Source organism: Photorhabdus caribbeanensis (genome assembly GCF_018448885.1).
GTDB classification, from domain to species: Bacteria; Pseudomonadota; Gammaproteobacteria; order Enterobacterales; family Enterobacteriaceae; genus Photorhabdus; species Photorhabdus caribbeanensis.
This window is the reverse complement of sequence record NZ_RCWB01000017.1, coordinates 1-17,169: the sequence shown is the minus strand read 5'-3', so window position 1 is coordinate 17,169 and position 17,169 is coordinate 1. Positions and strand designations below refer to the sequence as shown.

Annotated in this window: 20 protein-coding genes and 1 tRNA gene; 17 read left to right on the top strand and 4 right to left on the bottom strand. The window is 40.1% G+C overall.

Features of this window, described 5'->3' with window-relative positions:
• Positions 1-13: 13 nt before the first annotated feature.
• Genes EAE90_RS12660 through EAE90_RS12645 form a run of 4 tightly spaced genes read right to left on the bottom strand, consistent with a single transcriptional unit; the run spans position 14 to position 3,152 of the window.
• Positions 14-961, bottom strand: coding sequence for a branched-chain amino acid transaminase (locus tag EAE90_RS12660; protein WP_214053798.1), 948 nt, complete (start codon positions 959-961; stop codon positions 14-16).
• Complete coding sequence (locus tag EAE90_RS12655; RefSeq protein ID WP_214053797.1) at positions 958-2,361, bottom strand: phenylacetate--CoA ligase family protein; 1,404 nt, start codon at positions 2,359-2,361, stop codon at positions 958-960. Before EAE90_RS12655 ends, EAE90_RS12660 begins: the two co-directional genes overlap by 4 nt.
• 13 nt (positions 2,362-2,374) lie before the next feature.
• On the bottom strand, positions 2,375-2,797 hold the full coding sequence (locus tag EAE90_RS12650) for a DUF2000 domain-containing protein (protein ID WP_214053796.1): 423 nt from the start codon (positions 2,795-2,797) through the stop codon (positions 2,375-2,377).
• Positions 2,787-3,152: a Dabb family protein gene (locus EAE90_RS12645; protein ID WP_214053795.1), complete on the bottom strand. Its 366-nt coding sequence runs from the start codon at positions 3,150-3,152 to the stop codon at positions 2,787-2,789. The genes EAE90_RS12650 and EAE90_RS12645 overlap by 11 nt, the downstream gene beginning before the upstream one ends.
• A gap of 599 nt (positions 3,153-3,751) precedes the next feature.
• Here EAE90_RS12645 and EAE90_RS12640 point away from each other — a divergent pair.
• The 17 genes from EAE90_RS12640 to EAE90_RS12565 all read left to right on the top strand — a co-directional run.
• Positions 3,752-3,827, top strand: a tRNA-Thr gene (locus EAE90_RS12640).
• A gap of 1,225 nt (positions 3,828-5,052) precedes the next feature.
• Positions 5,053-5,472, top strand: coding sequence for an antiterminator Q family protein (locus EAE90_RS12635; RefSeq protein ID WP_036814949.1), 420 nt, complete (start codon positions 5,053-5,055; stop codon positions 5,470-5,472).
• 400 nt (positions 5,473-5,872) lie between these two features.
• Positions 5,873-6,421 carry a phage neck terminator protein gene (locus EAE90_RS12630; protein ID WP_422615994.1) on the top strand — a complete coding sequence of 183 codons (549 nt, stop codon included), beginning with the start codon at positions 5,873-5,875 and terminating at the stop codon, positions 6,419-6,421.
• 3 nt (positions 6,422-6,424) lie between these two features.
• Entirely contained in the window at positions 6,425-7,894 is a 1,470-nt protein-coding gene (locus EAE90_RS12625) for a DUF3383 domain-containing protein (RefSeq protein WP_214053793.1), read from the top strand.
• A 9-nt stretch (positions 7,895-7,903) separates the two neighbouring features.
• On the top strand, positions 7,904-8,344 hold the full coding sequence (locus tag EAE90_RS12620) for a DUF3277 family protein (RefSeq protein ID WP_214053792.1): 441 nt from the start codon (positions 7,904-7,906) through the stop codon (positions 8,342-8,344).
• Positions 8,345-8,457: 113 nt separating this feature from the next.
• Positions 8,458-8,868: a phage tail assembly chaperone gene (locus EAE90_RS12615; protein ID WP_036781004.1), complete on the top strand. Its 411-nt coding sequence runs from the start codon at positions 8,458-8,460 to the stop codon at positions 8,866-8,868.
• Positions 8,869-8,945: 77 nt separating this feature from the next.
• Complete coding sequence (locus tag EAE90_RS24275) at positions 8,946-9,071, top strand: DUF6889 family protein (protein WP_255417038.1); 126 nt, start codon at positions 8,946-8,948, stop codon at positions 9,069-9,071.
• Positions 9,061-11,112 carry a phage tail tape measure protein gene (locus EAE90_RS12610; RefSeq protein ID WP_214053791.1) on the top strand — a complete coding sequence of 684 codons (2,052 nt, stop codon included), beginning with the start codon at positions 9,061-9,063 and terminating at the stop codon, positions 11,110-11,112. Before EAE90_RS24275 ends, EAE90_RS12610 begins: the two co-directional genes overlap by 11 nt.
• A 2-nt stretch (positions 11,113-11,114) precedes the next feature.
• Positions 11,115-11,720 (top strand): phage baseplate protein, encoded by a 606-nt coding sequence (locus tag EAE90_RS12605; protein WP_214053790.1) that lies wholly within the window; start codon positions 11,115-11,117, stop codon positions 11,718-11,720.
• Complete coding sequence (locus EAE90_RS12600; RefSeq protein ID WP_214053789.1) at positions 11,705-12,010, top strand: phage baseplate plug family protein; 306 nt, start codon at positions 11,705-11,707, stop codon at positions 12,008-12,010. Before EAE90_RS12605 ends, EAE90_RS12600 begins: the two co-directional genes overlap by 16 nt.
• A 184-nt stretch (positions 12,011-12,194) precedes the next feature.
• Positions 12,195-12,374: a hypothetical protein gene (locus tag EAE90_RS12595; protein WP_214053788.1), complete on the top strand. Its 180-nt coding sequence runs from the start codon at positions 12,195-12,197 to the stop codon at positions 12,372-12,374.
• A gap of 203 nt (positions 12,375-12,577) precedes the next feature.
• Positions 12,578-13,534 (top strand): phage protein, encoded by a 957-nt coding sequence (locus EAE90_RS12590; protein ID WP_036780994.1) that lies wholly within the window; start codon positions 12,578-12,580, stop codon positions 13,532-13,534.
• Positions 13,531-14,286 carry a phage baseplate assembly protein V gene (locus tag EAE90_RS12585; protein ID WP_214053787.1) on the top strand — a complete coding sequence of 252 codons (756 nt, stop codon included), beginning with the start codon at positions 13,531-13,533 and terminating at the stop codon, positions 14,284-14,286. Before EAE90_RS12590 ends, EAE90_RS12585 begins: the two co-directional genes overlap by 4 nt.
• Positions 14,283-14,630 carry a contractile injection system sheath initiator gene (locus tag EAE90_RS12580; protein ID WP_036780989.1) on the top strand — a complete coding sequence of 116 codons (348 nt, stop codon included), beginning with the start codon at positions 14,283-14,285 and terminating at the stop codon, positions 14,628-14,630. Before EAE90_RS12585 ends, EAE90_RS12580 begins: the two co-directional genes overlap by 4 nt.
• Positions 14,623-15,816 (top strand): baseplate J/gp47 family protein, encoded by a 1,194-nt coding sequence (locus EAE90_RS12575; protein WP_214039864.1) that lies wholly within the window; start codon positions 14,623-14,625, stop codon positions 15,814-15,816. The genes EAE90_RS12580 and EAE90_RS12575 overlap by 8 nt, the downstream gene beginning before the upstream one ends.
• Positions 15,813-16,385, top strand: a complete 573-nt coding sequence (locus EAE90_RS12570; RefSeq protein WP_214053786.1) for a DUF2612 domain-containing protein — start codon at positions 15,813-15,815, stop codon at positions 16,383-16,385. Before EAE90_RS12575 ends, EAE90_RS12570 begins: the two co-directional genes overlap by 4 nt.
• Positions 16,386-16,387: 2 nt before the next feature.
• Positions 16,388-17,169: tail fiber protein (locus EAE90_RS12565; protein WP_214053785.1), on the top strand; the 782-nt coding region annotated here is incomplete at its 3' end.

Genomic DNA, 17,169 nt, shown 5'->3' with positions numbered 1-17,169 from the left:
TCCTGGAATTACACTAATAAACCGGATTTAACCAATGTGAAAATTTATCTATTCTGCCTCTGATTATTTCTTGATAATCTTTGGCAATAACATTGGCTATAGAATCTTCTTTTTGTCTATATGACACATTGTCTATTTGCGAAACAATTGATATTTCAAGGCCAGTACCTGTTAAAAAGCAGGCATCTGCTTCATAGAGATCCTTTTGTTGAATTTCTGACTCAATGCAGGGAATATTGCGGAATTTACAAATATCGAAAACAGATTGTCTGGTTATTCCATTGAGTATGCCAGCGCTAAGCGATGGTGTAATAACGCAATTATCCTTAACAATAAAAACATTTGATGTACTTGCTTCTGCGCACATGCCTTGTTCATTCAACATGATAGCATCATCAAATCCATTTTCTTTGGCATCTTCATGAGCAAGCGCGGAATTAACATAAGTGCCGGTAATTTTGGCCGATGATGGAATTGCCGCATTTGATACACGTCGCCATTTTGAAATAAGGCATTTAAAATCTGTTTTTTTAGCGTAAGCGCCCATAGGTAAAGCGTTAATACAGAGGGTTGAATTTACGCCGCTTAGCTTAACGCCAAATTTTTCACCCGGCATTAACGACTTTTTAAGTGCTAATGGCCTGATATAAATATCTTGTTTGAAACCATTTTTAATGATGATATTTTTAGTAATGTCGGTTAGCTCCTGACTGGTATAGGGCAATTCGATTTTTAATGTTTTAGCTGATTGGATTAACCGTTCATAGTGCTCATGCACTCTAAATAGATTCAGTTGGTTATTGTCTTGATCCCAATAAGCTCGAATCCCTTCAAATATACCGGTGCCATAATTTAACGCTTGGGTATTGGCAAGAAAGGTCGCATTGCTAAAATTGAGATATTCCCCATCTAGAAATACGATCCAATCTTTGTTAACTGGGCTAACGATATTGTTTGTCATTTAGTTGCCCTCTTTTTCATGATCTCTAAAGCTGAATTTCGTTCAATATTATTGGTATCATCTCTCAAATCATGGATACGTGCGGCTTTCCAGCTTACCATTGCCGCGGTTCCAATAAGCCCGCCAACATCTCCTACATGGATGTCGACATTCATATTGAATTTGGATTCCATTTTTTGCTTTATCTTACTAATGAGTGACGCATCATTTAATTCGTCACATGGCTCTAAGGTGATCTTAAGCTCATCTGTACCGGCTGTATTATTGATTTCAATAAAATATTCAAAACAATATTCAAGTTCTTCAAAGATGGCATTTTCAATATCAAAAGCATATACATTAGCATTGTTTAATACTAATACATCTTTTACTCTACCGATGGGTTCTATTTCCCATTGATTTAAGCCTATTGCTTTACACCGAACCATATCCCCGGTTTTGTATCGAATCAGCGGTTTATTCCCTTTATACAAATGGGTAATCACTAATTCACCAGCAACGTGATTATCACCAACATTGAGTTTTTGCTGAGTAAAAGGGCAAATGAGTTCGTAATAATTGTTATATGGAATAGTAATAAGCTTATTAGTATCGTTACAAGCTGCCAGAATTGACGTTTCTTGTGAGGCATACATGCAGTTGTAAATTTTAGCGCCCCAATTCCGAGATAGATTCCTTAATCTATTTGGCGTAATAAGTTCGCCAAGGACTAAGATGATCTCGATACCTAATTCTTTTGCGTCACATGCATTGTTCCGGCAATATTTTAGCAACTCAGCGGCGACCGCAGGTGTGCAAACTAAAGCGGTTATTTTCAGATCTTGTATCAGTCTGAGTACTCTGTGCATGCCAACAACGGGCGAACGAGGCCACATTTTGATAACGGTATGCCCTAAACTGCGAAATACATCCTCAAAGGTATCTCCAGTGGAGTGCAATTCCGTTGGACCCATCACGCCAATAATGTGTTGTTTACCTTCCTGATTGAAAATAGACTCATATTGCAAGGTCAGGAAGCTGTTATTGACTAAAGAATCTGTTTCATTGCGAGGACAAGGCGTTGATGGCCCAGTTGTTCCTGTGGTTTCATAATATATCCAAGCATGACTCAAGCTATCTGACGATATCGTATTTCCTGCCTTACTTAAGTCTAATTTTGTGGTAAAGGGCAGTTTTTCAACAAATGAGGATAAATTATCATCATCATTTGGGTTTATTGCGTTTAGACGATCTTGGTAGAACGTTGAACCATTCTTCGTATAGTTTATGATTTCTTTCAATTTTTCATATTGTATTTTTTCCAATGCGGGGATATCTATCTCGCCAGACAGATATCTTTTTAATTCGGTAAGGTACTTCAGTCCTAATTCATGAAGATCAGTTCTAAAAATGGAATACATATATGCTACCTGGTTATTTATAAAGTGGTAAGTTGCCAGTGAGTTTATTGATCTCTTTCTTTGGTCCAACTATGCCGATTCCTGATAACTTCAATTCATCGGAATGCTCAGCAGATAATTTTCCTTCGTATTCCTCATATGTTCTGCATGATTGCGCTAAACAGGAAAAAGGGCTCAATTTAAAATTATCGTTAGATTTTAATTCATTATGAATAGCATCTAGTACATCATGGCTTGCTTTCAAAATAGGCAAAGGCGTTTTAATGACACCGGGATAACAAATGCTATCTTTACTAAAGACATCATGCCCTACAATGCCGTTAATATTTCTACCAATTGAAACACTAATGACGCTCAGTGCATTCATGGCTAACCCAAGAGGCAGACTATCAGCGATAACGACGACACTTTTATGTAGGTTTTCGTCAAACTTCATACGACTTTCCTATTAATTGAGTGAAATTTATCAACTTATTTACATCGATAATAATATCAGAGACTGTCCATGTACTTATTTCTTTCCACAGCACTACGCCTTTTATATGATCGGGATGATGCATATATATGTTCAGGTCTTCGTAACTTTCAAAGTAACCAATTAAACTAAAGTCAACTGATTGTTTTCTATCAACCGTACTGCGACCACAAAACCATCCTTTTATTTCACTTATCTCATTTATATGATTTAAAGTCACCTTCTCGGCTAATATAGCTTTTTCACTATCCCAGCTTATTCCATCCTTGAAGGTAAATAAGACTTGATGTGCAATTAAGTTATTTTTGCCCAACATAATTTACCTCATAATCAATAATTTTGAGTTATAATAACCTATAGAAATGATTTAACTTACACCTAATATTAGCGCATACCTGGTTTAGTTTTTTTGATTTGCGTCTAATTTAAATATCACATTGCATTTATAGCAGTCAACTATTTCCCAGTGGTAATAATTCAAAGTAAAGTGGAAAAATTGTGATTCTGACAATGAGATAATGATAAAAAAGCTATTATGGCTTACCTCTTGAATGTTTAAATTTTTCCACTGCTCTTGAACGACAAGGTTGCTTTATGAGCAGTGGTTATTTTCTGATAGGCCGCAACGATCATAAAACATTTTGTTAGTATTTCTGATTTGTCAGTAAATGAGCGATTTTTTGATGTTAAAAATAACCAGATCGTCGGTTGTATCATAATAAGGAATTAAAGCATTTTGAGGATTTGCGGCAGTAGTCTTGCGTTAGTAGGACTTCAAATCATGGTATGCCGTTGCGCATGTCACTAATGATAGGTGTTTTGGTAATATTTTTAAATAATCTATTATTTATGCTTGATTGTTTGCATTGGGTTGTAATATACTGCGCTCGCTTTCAGGGGCTAGCCCTAAAGTACGCCGGCTTAGCTCAGTTGGTAGAGCAACTGACTTGTAATCAGTAGGTCACCAGTTCGATTCCGGTAGCCGGCACCAAATCAATAAGAAGCCGTTACCTTTTCAGAAGGTAACGGCTTTTTTCTTGCCATCATTTCAGATAATGCTGTTTGTATATCCAGTGAATTTTGTTATTTTCTATTATGATTTCCAGCTTAAATTGGTGCGTGAATTTATCGTATAGTTAAACTCATCGTCAGGAAGATCGAATGAAACAGAGTGACTAAAAATAAAATATATCAGACTTTCGGATAATGTGGATTTATTTTCACTTGTAAAAACTAACAGAGAAAAATATTAGCATTTTGGGTATCAAAAAAATATTTGCTATCGGCATGTATCCATCTATTGGTCTGGCGAGAGCTGAAAATAAGATGGGATAGGGTAGAAAATAGCAGAAGATATTGATGTTGTAACAGAGTATTAAATAAAAGCAATTTCAGATCAGAAGAGTATTTTTGTTAACTATTTACTGAATAGCATGAGTTTAAAAATCTCATTGTTCAGAAGAGAATATATCTGACAGTGTTAAAACTTTTCACGTAGATATTTACCTGATAATCGGTAATTTATCGCTAGCAACATTAATTCTGTGGATATCTTAAATGTCTGGTCTAATCTGATGGAGATATTTGGAATAGGATTGTTGCGATCTCACATTTGCACCAGTTTGTTGTCTATCACCATGTAAACAAGCTGATTTCTGGGCTTTCAACATAGGTGTGGGAACCACTCTTAATCGGCATTTTATGACGGGTTTCAAAGTCGATTAAAAATATTTTTTACACTTAAATATCCATGAGATAAAAAATTTGTGCTATTTTTTATTTAATGCATTTTTCATCTCATAATAAAAAGGGGGTGTTATGTTGCTTGAAAATTCTTGATCAATAATAAAGAACATGCGTGTTGCTTTAGGCGCTAAGCGTTTTAAAGGAAGGTACATTAGAGGATTAAATGAAGATTATAAATTTGTATAATAAATACGTAGATGAGGAAGAGAAACACTTTATGGTCATCCGTATTAATAACGATATTTATGTGTTTTCCTCTGAAACTAAGCTTGGTCTAGAATAGGGATTTTTTACGATTTTTATTTAATAGACTAAGTAAACAGATATATTTAAACGACGTAGTTACGTAGCAGAGAGACACAAAAATAGAGAATGAGAAATTTGTTATAATGCCGAATGCATGGATGCATGAGACCATCATGAAAATAATTTTTACTACTATTTGTTACTAAAAGTTAAGGTCAAAATATATGCGCAATATTCAACAAGTTTTAGAGTGTTGGGGCGGTTGGGTTGATGATGCTACAGGCGTTAATTGGCCACCGATCGCTGCTGGATTTAAAGGTCTGATTGCGTCAACTCGTTCATTACGCCCTTCCTGCTGTGATAACGATGGCTTGATCATCGATGCTTGTATCGCAAAGTTACAGACGGTAGGGAAATCTGAAGAAATTGAAGTTTTATTTATGTACTACGCTTTAGGGCTTTCCAAACGGTCCATCGCGCGTTTAATTAAAGTGCCTGATATTGAAGTACGTTCCCGGTTGCAAAAGGGAGAAAGTTTTGTTCAAGGATGTTTGGCTATGCTTGATATTAAGTTAGAAATGGATGATGAAGTACAAAAACACAAAAAGCTTGTGCGTACGCAAAAAACTATGGTAGTGTATTAATCAGTTAAAGTTGCGAATAAGCCCTGATAGAAATATCGGGGCTTTTTTCGTTTGGATATTGCAGGGCAATGGGGGGAAATTAGGATTTAAGCCATCAAATTCGGTCTAAAAAATTCCTGTTATCCGATTCAACTCTATTTGGTATGAGTGAACCTTAAGTATCTTCTTAATTGCACTCCGATAAATAAGTAAAAATTTAAATCATAATTGTCGAAGGTCGCACAGTGTTGCGGCCTTTTTCGTATTTTTCGTCGCGAATCGCTTACGCATATTTTTTTACCTTTTTCGCGGTCGGTATCCCTATTGAATCAATCATCACTTGGTGTTGGGAACTCAGCCTTCAACAGAGCTTAGTTTATCCAGGCACAAGGTGAGTTATTGCTGTTTGATGGAGGTATTTTTGATGAGCAACGGTAGTGATAAAGCTGGTTGGTTAACACCTGTCACATCTGGGCCTGAGTACGATGATGAGTTGGAGCACATATTGAGTCGTTGGCTGGGAGGTGTTTCTGGTTTGCCTGACGATAAAGTGCGTTCTCAGTGGATATCAGCACAACTGTCTCAGTTACCGGCAGATGATGATTGGTGTGATTTTGTTATCACGGATTTTATTTCGGATGCCTCGCCTGCTTTTGAGAAACAGACTGATGAAGGAACCAAGTTATGGCGTCATGAAGAAATTGTGTGCTTGATTTCCTTTTATGGCCCGAATAGCCAGCGGTACGGTGCTCGTTTTCGTGACGGGGTGGCGGTCAGTCAGAACAATGACGAATTAGAACGTTTCGGTCTTTCAGTAGACAAACTCAGTCGGCTGACTTCTTTACCGGAACTTATCAATAACCAGAGGGTGCGTCGTTATGACATGACGATCACCTTGCGGCGAAAAGTGGTGCGTGAATACGGTGTTAAATCACTGGTGGAAGCGCCTGTCAAATTCTTAGGAGATTAAATTATGCAGGGTTTACCTGTTTCAAACATTATCAATGTTACGTTGAATATGGCTCCTCATGCGGCTCAGTCCCGGAACTTTGGTGCGTTACTGATCATCGGTGCAAGCAACGTGATCAACCCTCACGAGCGTTTGCGCCGGTATTCGGATATCGATAGTGTCGGTGCTGATTTTGGATTGAGTTCACCAGAATATCAGGCCGCAGCGCTTTATTATTCCCAGTCACCCCGTCCGGTTGATTTATATATTGGTCGGTGGGCTAAGGACAACGTGGTCTCTTCTTTACAAGGGGCAGTATTGACTAAGCAGCAGCAAATTATTAACAAATTTACTGCCGTCGCCGATGGCTCTTTTAAATTAACGATTAACGGTAAAGAGACGGTATACAGTGGCATCGATTTGAGTAAAGAGAGCAATCTTAATGGTGTGGCCCAACGGGTGGCGGATAAGTTGAAAGATTGTTCAGTCACATATGATAGCTCCTCTTCGCGTTTCGCTGTTATGCCGAATTCTGTCGGTGCGGTTGGCTATGTTTCACCGGCAACGACGGGAACTTATATTGGTGATTTATTAAAGCTGGATGAAATATCGGGAGCTACCGCTATCGAATCTACCAAAGCAGAAACCATTGCTGAGGCGGTGGCAGCATTGGGATCGGTATCCAGCGGCTGGTATGGATTGGTTATCGCTGATGACTCTCTGACGGATGAAGATATTCTCTCTGTTGCTGATTACATTGAGTCCGCATCTGTTTCCCGCATCTATGGACATACAGTGCAAAAAGCGGATGTCTTGGATGCTGATGTTAAAACTGATATCGGCTCAAAATTAAAAGAGAGAAACTATCGACGTACACTTTGGCAATATTCAACCGGTAAATCCTACACTGTTGCTTCTCTATTTGGACGTATGTTTACGGTCAATTTCAACGGTAATAACACCACCATTACTCTGAAATTTAAACAGGAACCTGCTGTAACCGCAGAAAACCTCACCGCAACGCAAGCCAATGTGTTGAAAGGGATAAATGGTAATGTTTTTGTTAAATACAGCAATGATACGGCCATTATTCAGGAAGGCGTCATGGCGAATGGGGATTTCATTGATGAGCGCCACGGTCTGGATTGGTTGCAGAACTACGTTCAGAACAATCTTTATAACTTGCTTTACACCAGTACCAGCAAGATCCCACAGACTGATGAAGGTGTCACACGATTAATCACCAACATTGAACAGTCACTTTCTCAGGCGGTGACAAACGGATTAATCGCTCATGGCGTATGGGGTGGCGATCCAATTGGCGCATTGGATACGGGTGCAACATTAACCAAAGGTTATTACGTTTACGCACCGCCAATTGCGACACAGGCACAGGCTGATAGGGAAGCACGAAAAGCACCGGTTATTCAGTGTGCGATTAAATTAGCAGGCGCTGTTCACTACGCTGATGTCATTATTAATGTAAACAGATAAGGGTTGAAAATGGCTACATATTCTTTTCTTGATGTTTCTGCTTCTATTACTGGAGTCGGTGGCTCTTTTGATCTTGGCAACGGCGCCGCTCTCTCGGATGAGGGAATTACCGTCACCATGTTGGAGAGTAAAAACACCATGACCACCGGTGCAGATGGGGAAGTCATGCATTCATTGCATGCAACCAAGTCAGGAACTATCACGGTGAATTTACTTAAGACCAGTTCAGTAAACGCCAAATTGAACGCGATGCTTAGTGCGCAATCACTTTCATCGGCGGCATGGGGTAATAACGTGATTGTTATTCGCAATAAACAAAGTAACGACATTGCTGTTGCCCGTTCCGTTGCCTTTCAGAAACAACCGGATTTGCAGAATAGCAAAGCAGGTAATACCGTTGCCTGGGTATTTGATTGCGGAAAAATCGACATTATGTTAGGCACATTCTAACCAGCTTACTTCACAACCATTTAAATCACCTTTAAATCTGCCGCAGCATTTGTCTCTATTTTTACATCGGACTTATGCTGCGGTAGTTTGAGCGAGCTTGAGGATAAGTGATCATGGAATTTGAAATTGATGGCAAAAAATATCGCAGTGGTAAACTAAACGCTTTTCAACAACAGGATTTAGCAGTGGCTTTGGCGCCGGCTATTCCGGCACTTGGGCCGCTGATGAAAAAGATCGTGACAGCTAAAAGTGATGATGGGATAGCGGGCTTTGAAGAAGTGCTCCCTTATTTGGTGGAATCCATCAACGCGTTAGGAAAATCAAACCGACATGAAATTAATGATATTTGCTTATCGGTGGTTTCTCGTGAACAAAATGGTATCTGGAGTCGGATTTATGAACCTGATGGACAGGTATTGATGTTCGATGACATCAACGGCTTCGAACTGCTGAAAATTGTCGGTTTTATTATTCGAGACGCATTGGGAAATTTTTTTCCCGCCCCATTAGAGAACGCAGTGTAATTCCAGGACAAGTCAGTTTAAATTTTGAAACCCTCCCGAAAGGGCGTGATTATCTGTTACGCCCGGTCATTGCGGGCATGTGCCGTTATGAATCGTTGAAAAATAGCGTTCTTGATCTGGCTGATATTGCATTGATGAATGATGCCCTTGATGTTAAATCGGAAAATGAGGCCATGATAGAGAGGTGGCGAAATGAGCAATGACATTGAAACAACTAAAGATTTCTTGGGATCGCTTAAGTTTGATGTTGATGAAGCCGGACAGCGTAAATTTATGGCTGTTATTACCGAAGTCACGGCTAATGTTCTCAAAATGGGGGAGGAAATTAAAAACGCAGCACTAGAGGTTATTAATTTCACCACTCAAGTTGCTAACGGATTGGATAAACTTTACTGGCAGTCACAGAAAACAGGTGCAACGGCTGAAAAAATTAAAGCCATTGGTTATGCCGTCAGTCAAGCAGGCGGAAGTGTTGAAGGGTTTAATCAATCTCTTGAGGGTGTTGCCAATTTCCTACATAAAAATCCAGGTGGTGAAGGATTATTGCGGAACATTGGCGTTCAAACCCGAGATGTAAATGGCAACCTTCGGGATACAGCATCTTTGGTGGCGCAGGTGGGTGAACAGTTATCGAAAATGCCGATGGATCGAGCTAATCGATACGCCCGCAAACTGGGTATTGATGAAAGTACCTTGATGGCTATGCGTCGTGGGATTGGTCAATATGTCTCTGAATATCAGGACATGACGAAAACCATAGGTTATAACCCGACTAAAGCAACACAGCAATCTCACCAATTTATAGCGCGCATGAATGCTTTAGATAATTTGTTTGGGATGATAAAAGAAAAAATAGGTGCGGATTTGGCGGGGGGATTGACTGGGCAAGTCGAATCATTTCAACAAACTATCCTGCGTAATTTCCCTGGAATAGAAAAGGTTATTACTCGTGTAATGAATGTCATATTGAATCTGGCTGATGACATAACATTATTGGTCAGTCGCGTCGGTGAAGCGATTAGTGATTTAATTGGCTGGTGGGACAGACTGGATGGCGGTACAAAAACGCTTATTAAAGCACTAGGCGGCTTACTATTTGCGTGGAAAATCTTAAATACAGCCTTCATGACTTCGCCGATAGGGATGATTACTGCACTGTCAGCGGCGTTGCTCTTGCTTTATGAAGACTATAAGGTTTGGAAAGAGGGCGGTAAGCATTTTATTGATTGGGATAAATGGAAACCCTCTATTAATGAATTCCTTAAAGCCATTGAAAAAATCTCTAGTTGGATAAATCAGGGTGCTAAGGCCGTTGGTGGTTGGAAAAATGTATTAAAGGGATTTGCGACCTTCATTGCAGTGACATGGGCTGCGAAGATGATCAAAGGAATATCCAGTGTGACAAGTGCGATTCTTAATTTGGCTAAAGTGTCAAAATCTGTCTCCAGAGGTGGAATGTTAGGTAAAGCGGGCGTTGCAGGGGCAGTTGCTGTTGTATCAGAGCCATATATTGATAAAGCACTTAATCGGACTTTTGGTGGATATGACTACTTTCAGCGAATTAGGACCGCGAAAACTTGGCATGATTTTTGTGCTGCTCTGATTGGGGAAGGTAATGCTTATTGGGATGAAAAAGGGAATTGGGTAGATAAACGTGAAGAAAGTACCCTTCCGAAAGGACATTCTCAATTTGCAGCAGATACTCCTGGTAATGCTCCTATAGTCATGCAAAAGTCAGATAAAGCGGTAACAGATGGACAAAATAATCAGCCAGTTAATAAAGATAATCCTAAAGTCAGCATGATGAAATTGGCTAATTCTGATGTGATACAAAGATTGATTGATAACATGATGGTGGGGGCAAGTAGTAATAATCCTTATTTATCAGAGCATACCAAAACAGCGATTATCGGAGTGCCATCGTCAGCGAATAAACCAACAAAACTGGTTGGACATTTAAATCATGTCGCTCACTCTTTGCAGAATATTTCCATTGATCACCGAATGATCAACGGTGCGGTGACAAACATCAACAGTATGATGAATCATCAGAAACTTACACCCGCTTTATTACATTGTGCGCCAATATCTGCCAGCAATAATATGAAGGGAATAGGAGAAGTCAATTATTATATTGAAGTCAACGGTGTTGAATCCCCTAGAGAAGCAGCAAGACTAACCGGAGAAACGGTAGAACGTACTTACAGTATGCTGCTTAGAAATATGCAAACACAGGTGAAATAACAATGGATATATTATCAGTTATGTTTTCTCAGCAAAAGAGAAAGATAGGTGTTATTGTACCGAGTGTCGTTATTTCAGAAACCCATACCGATGTATCGAATATCACTGATCATCCGGTTCAGCAGGGGGTGACATTCAGTGATCATGCTTATGACAACCCATCAGAAGTGAGAATGGATTTAGGTTTCGCGGGTGGTGGTTCGCTGCTTGATATTATTGATACAACAAAGGTATTTGATATATCTACCGGACTGAGCCTTGGAACCAGTCCGCGTGATATATATCAACAGTTACTTGACCTGAGAGCATCACATAAACCGTTTGATGTCGTAACGGGGAAGCGCTTATATAAAAATATGTTGATTAAAGATATCAGTGTCACAACAGATAAAACCAGTGAAAATGTTCTATCGGTGGTTTTAAACCTACGTGAAATTGTTATTGTTGAAACATCACCGAATAAGGCCGCTCCGGCGGACAATATGAAAAATCCTGAAGATACAGCACCTGTAGTTAATATGGGAGCTAAAGTTACGGTGAAGCCATCAATGCCAAAAATTATTCTTGATTTTATTATAGAGCGAGGTAAGAAATGGCTAGGGTTGTAGAAATTCCTTTATCACCTCAAAATCAGCAATTCGATATTCAGCTAAATGGCATTAACTATAAAATGAGATTAATGTGGCGTGATATTGCGGGTTGGATTTTGGATATTATGACGCCGGACAGTGAATTTATCGTCACAGGTTTTCCGTTGGTTTTTGGGGTTGACTTACTGGAACAATATCGTCATCTTGGTTTTAACGGCTCATTAATTTTTTATGGTGATATAAATCAGGAGAAACCTTTCAGGAATAATCTTGGTAAAGAGGACAGGTTATACTTTGTAGTAAGTTAACTTGATGAGAGTAACATATAATTTCAAAGTGGTTATGATAAAAAATTGTGCCCAATAACGAGAATGGCTATCATTTGCAATGACGATATAAAATTTTGTTATAAAAATAATAGATAGGCCTGTTAGTGTGATATGACGATTATCCTTAATAAAAAGTGCTAGAGAGACTCCCTGAGAGGTACATATGAAAGAGCAAAGCGTATCCAAGAAAGAAGTCAGGTTCGATACAAGAGGTGTATTTGTAAGAATGGGTGCGGCTGTTGATATTTTGAAGAAAGCAGCTCCAGACGCTTTTGAATGCAAGGTTGCATGTTGTGAACAGCAGGGAAAATTGCGCGGTAGTAGTAAAAAAGCGGTAGCATAAATTTTTATAATATGTCTCTTTGGGGAGATAAGATTTTTGGCAGCAGGAAGTCAAGTACAGTAAAGAGGTGATGACACTCCTTATTAGTGGGCATTAGTAATAGTGCCCTTTGTCGTTTATAAGCCTGAAATTTTTAGTTTCACATGATTTATTACATACGCCGCTTAATTGCGGTTCTTTTATTTCTATTAATTAGGTGAATTATGTCAAAACAATGGATAAGAGAATGCCACCTTATCGTTGTAGACAAAGATGGCGAAAAAGTAAATTTATCAGACCTGAAAATCACATTTAACATTAGCAGAACGGAATCTTCCAATCTTGCTACCGGTATTTTTACTATATATAACCTCAATAACGAAACCAGTAATAAATTACGTAAAAATGAATTTAAAAAGATTAAATTTGTGGCGGGTTACAAGGAGAACTCAGGACAAATATTCTCAGGCCAAATTCAGTACACGTATGTAAAAAGAGACAACGCAACGGATACTTGTGTTGTGATTCATGCAGCGGACGGGGATGAAGCACATAATTACGCGACCGTGAATACCACCATTGCGGCTGGGTATTCGCAAGCAGATTTAGATCATTTGCTAATGCGTGATATTGCCAAATATGGCATTACGGCAGGTCTACGCCCTGAATTCAGTAAATCAGCATCACCCAGGGGAAAAGTGCTTTTTGGCATGCACCGCAATGAAGTTTCTAATCTGGCAAAACAATGTGATGCTAATTGGCGCTATGAAGATAACAAGCTACATATTGTACCCAAAAATAAATACTTAACTGAAGCCATTGTCCTTACATCAAAAACAGGTCTTATTGGTATGCCTGAACAAACTATTGGCTCAGGTATTAACGTTAAATGCTTAATTAATCCGAATATCCGCCCGGGTGCATTAATCCGACTGGATAATCGCTCAATCAAACCGGTTGATCCGGCGACTAAACAAGCTGCTCAGTCTGGCGATCATAAGGATGCAAAAACACAACCGGCAATGTTGGACGCTGACGGTGATTACATTGCCTTCAATGTGGAGTACTCCGGCGATACCCGCGAAACAGAGTGGTACATGACAATAATGTGTATCGCCAAGAGTGATCATACTTTGCTGAATCAATCAACTCACAAGAAGGATAAGGCAGAGAGCGAATGATAAACACTGACGAACGACTCAATAGACCCGAAGCGGTCTTTTTTGCTATGCAAGAAATGATTAGCGCTGGATTGTATGTCTCTTTGCCTTGCATTATTCAATCATTTGATGCTGATGCGGTAACAGTTACCGCGCAACCGGCCATCAGATGGAAAATCAGGCAAAAAGATGGGGAGCTGGAATCGGTATCCTTGCCGCTATTAGTGGATGTGCCGGTTATATTCCCAAGGGGAGGTGGCGTAACGTTAACCTTCCCGGTAAGAGCCGGTGATGAATGCTTAGTCGTATTTGCTGATCGTTGCATCGATTATTGGTGGCAATCTGGCGGAGTACAAGAGCCGGTGGACCCCAGGCAGCATAACTTATCCGATGGATTTGCGATTGTTGGCCCACAATCTCAGCAGCAAAAAATAACTAATATCAGCACTCACACCGCGCAACTGAGAAGTGATGATGGTGCGGCGTATATCGAACTCGATCCCAACAGCCATAACATCACGGTTATCACACCGGCAAAACTTATCGCTACAGCTAATGGCAGCACTGAAATTACTTCACCTGACATCATCCTAAATGGCAACGTCACCATTAACGGCAACTTATCACAGGGCATGGGCGCTGGTGGCGGCGCCGCAACCATGCAAGGCCCAGTCACGGTGAGTAATGATGTGACAGCGGCAGGGATTAGCCTTAAAAACCATGTACATAGTGGTGTGCAATCAGGCGGCGGCAAGACGGGGAAACCTCAATGAGATATCGAAGAGAAATTGACAACGACTATGTATTTGGTCGTGGAGAGGCGGGTTTTCTTATCAATTCACCGGAAGCGGTCGCACAAGCGGTGAAAACTCGCCTGATGCTGCGTAGTGGAGAATGGTTTCTTGATAACCGAGAGGGGACAGATTACGACAGCGTATTGGGTAAAGGCACATCGGGTTTTTATGACCTGATTATTAGACAGCGAATACTGCAAACGCCGGGTGTAGAGCGCATTACCCAATACCGCAGTGCAAGAAACCCTGAAACAAGAAAAATCACCATTACAGTCACGATTGACACGATTTATGGCCAGACAGGAGTAACTGCTGATGTATGAAAGTATTATCAACACCATGTTACCTGCTATTGATAAAAATGGGATCAATGCTCCTGATTATCAAACCATCTTGAATAGCTGGAAGACGATATTCAGGGATATTTATGGGGACGATATTTACATTGAATCTGACAGTAAAGACGGTGTTTTTTTATCGTTGATAGCATACGTTATTCACGGTTGTAATAACGCAACCATTGCCTCCTATAACTCATTTAGCCCGACAACCGCGGTGGGTGAAGGGCTTTCCCGTAATGTCAAAATCAACGGCATCACCAGAAAAAGCTCTAGTAACTCAACGGTGGATGTTTTGGTTACAGGTCGAGCGGGTACGGTTATCCGCAACGCTTCCGTCCGGGATGATGCGGGAAACACTTGGTCGCTACCGGATGAAGTGATTATAGACACACACGGGCAAGCAATTGTGACGGCGGTTTGTCAAAAATCGGGCGCTATTGGCGCATTGCCTCACACGGTTAACCAAATTGCTACGCCGACATTGGGCTGGCAAACCGTGACGAACCCGGTTGCTGCTACACTTGGTCGGGGAATTGAAACCGATATAGAGCTGAGAATACGGCAAGCGGTTTCCGTTGCGCTGCCTTCGAGAACCATTATGGATGGACTGGTGGGGGCAATTGCCAACCTGCATGGGGTTTCACGTTACCGGGGATATGACAACGACTCGGACAAAACGGATGAGAACGGCATACCTGCTCATAGCATTGCACTTGTCATTGATGGTGGAGACTCGAAAGAGATTGCTCGGACCATCCTGATAAAGAAAACGCCGGGTATACCGACATTTGGCACCACCTCTGAAACGATTACCGATGATTATGGCAATAAAAAAACGATTAACTTCTATCGCCCTACACTGGTGCCAATTTACGTTGAAATACACATTAAACCCTTTATCGGATATACATCAGATATTGGCAATAATATTCGTAACGAAATATCTAACTATATAAAATCCCTTTATATCGGTGATGGAATATATGTTACGCGCTTATTTGTACCGGCAAATTTATGCAACAAAAACGGTGGACAGACATATGAAGTACTATCTGTGACAGTGGGAAAATCAGCATCGACAACCGGAACGGCGAACATTGACATCGCATTTAATCAAGCTCCGACGTGTTCACCTGAAAATATTAAAATAGTAACGGTGCTCGAATGAACAAATATATGAAATTGATTCCTGCATATCACATGGAAGGTAAAAAATATGTCAGGACGCTTGAAGCTGTGACTGATATTTTCAACCAGAATGCGCTGACAACAGATTTACTAATTAGCAGTTTTGACCTTGATAAAGCGGTGGGCAAACAGCTTGATATTATTGGAGAATGGGTAGGAAGAAATCGAATGATCCAAACCCCAATTGAATCCTATTACTTCTCCTTTGATATTACTGACTTGGGATTTGATAGTGGTCAATGGAAAGGGCGGTTTGACAGTGATAAAAGTTATATCAAACTGGATGACGATAATTATCGGATCGTCATCAAAGCCAAAATAGGCGCAAATAACTGGGATGGAACGGCTGGGTCACTTAATAACATCCTGAGTTTTATTCATTCAAATAATGGCCTATCGGTATCCTTCGAAGATAACTTGGATATGTCATTCACAGTAACTATTAAAGGTAAATCAATCAGTACGATAACGAAAGAAATCATCCATCAGGGTTATCTCTCACTTAAACCTATGGGTATAACGGTTAATTACCATATAGTGGAGGGTTAGAAATGGCTAAAAGTGATTTTAAAGCATTTGCCATTGGTGAAAACGCGAATACTTTATCACAAGAAGAATATGAAAGTTCAGATTTTATTGAGGAGGGTTTTAAATCAGGAATAGCAAGGAGTGAGCGCTTAAATAAAGTTTGGCGCCAATCTTCGGTTATTGCTGCCGTAATTGGGAAATATATTGCGGAAAAAACTGGTGAAGACGTTATGGATGATGGTGATCTGGAGAAACTCGTAGCGCAATTGGATTTAGCATTAAAACATAAAATTACTACGGAAATCCCTGATGCTTCACTGACGCAGAAGGGCATATCGCAACTCAACAGTGCGACAAATTCGGACAGAGAAGATCAAGCGGCAACGCCGAAAGCGGTTCACGATGTTAGAAAAATTGCTGAGAGCAAATTGAGTGGTGTTTCTGATGCCTCATTGACTCAGAAAGGGATTATACAACTGAGTAGTGCGACAAATAGCACAAGTGAAACCTTAGCTGCGACGCCAAAAGCAATTAAGGAAGCATACGATTTTGCAAATACGGCAAATGTAGCAGCTAAAAATGCTCATGATGAAGCAAACAGGGCTACAGATAATGCTAATAGCAGATTGGCAAAAAACCAAAATGGCGCAGATATCCCTAATAAAAGTGAGTTTATAAAAAACCTTGGTTTGATGGAAACGGTGAATTTGGCGAAAAGTGCTGTGCCAAATAGTCGGAAAATTAATGGGAAACCTTTGACTGGGGATGTCAGTTTGAATGCCGGGGATGTGGGGGCCGTATCGGC

Coding starts and splice junctions, on each gene's coding strand:
- EAE90_RS12600 (WP_214053789.1), top strand. CDS start 11,705: ATGGCTAGGGTTGTAGAAATTCCTTTATCACCTCAAAATCAGCAATTC.
- EAE90_RS12595 (WP_214053788.1), top strand. CDS start 12,195: ATGAAAGAGCAAAGCGTATCCAAGAAAGAAGTCAGGTTCGATACAAGA.
- EAE90_RS12610 (WP_214053791.1), top strand. CDS start 9,061: ATGAGCAATGACATTGAAACAACTAAAGATTTCTTGGGATCGCTTAAG.
- EAE90_RS12645 (WP_214053795.1), bottom strand. CDS start 3,152: ATGTTGGGCAAAAATAACTTAATTGCACATCAAGTCTTATTTACCTTC.
- EAE90_RS12615 (WP_036781004.1), top strand. CDS start 8,458: ATGGAATTTGAAATTGATGGCAAAAAATATCGCAGTGGTAAACTAAAC.
- EAE90_RS24275 (WP_255417038.1), top strand. CDS start 8,946: ATGTGCCGTTATGAATCGTTGAAAAATAGCGTTCTTGATCTGGCTGAT.
- EAE90_RS12650 (WP_214053796.1), bottom strand. CDS start 2,797: ATGAAGTTTGACGAAAACCTACATAAAAGTGTCGTCGTTATCGCTGAT.
- EAE90_RS12655 (WP_214053797.1), bottom strand. CDS start 2,361: ATGTATTCCATTTTTAGAACTGATCTTCATGAATTAGGACTGAAGTAC.
- EAE90_RS12585 (WP_214053787.1), top strand. CDS start 13,531: ATGATAAACACTGACGAACGACTCAATAGACCCGAAGCGGTCTTTTTT.
- EAE90_RS12590 (WP_036780994.1), top strand. CDS start 12,578: ATGTCAAAACAATGGATAAGAGAATGCCACCTTATCGTTGTAGACAAA.
- EAE90_RS12635 (WP_036814949.1), top strand. CDS start 5,053: ATGCGCAATATTCAACAAGTTTTAGAGTGTTGGGGCGGTTGGGTTGAT.
- EAE90_RS12625 (WP_214053793.1), top strand. CDS start 6,425: ATGCAGGGTTTACCTGTTTCAAACATTATCAATGTTACGTTGAATATG.
- EAE90_RS12660 (WP_214053798.1), bottom strand. CDS start 961: ATGACAAACAATATCGTTAGCCCAGTTAACAAAGATTGGATCGTATTT.
- EAE90_RS12605 (WP_214053790.1), top strand. CDS start 11,115: ATGGATATATTATCAGTTATGTTTTCTCAGCAAAAGAGAAAGATAGGT.
- EAE90_RS12580 (WP_036780989.1), top strand. CDS start 14,283: ATGAGATATCGAAGAGAAATTGACAACGACTATGTATTTGGTCGTGGA.
- EAE90_RS12570 (WP_214053786.1), top strand. CDS start 15,813: ATGAACAAATATATGAAATTGATTCCTGCATATCACATGGAAGGTAAA.
- EAE90_RS12575 (WP_214039864.1), top strand. CDS start 14,623: ATGTATGAAAGTATTATCAACACCATGTTACCTGCTATTGATAAAAAT.
- EAE90_RS12620 (WP_214053792.1), top strand. CDS start 7,904: ATGGCTACATATTCTTTTCTTGATGTTTCTGCTTCTATTACTGGAGTC.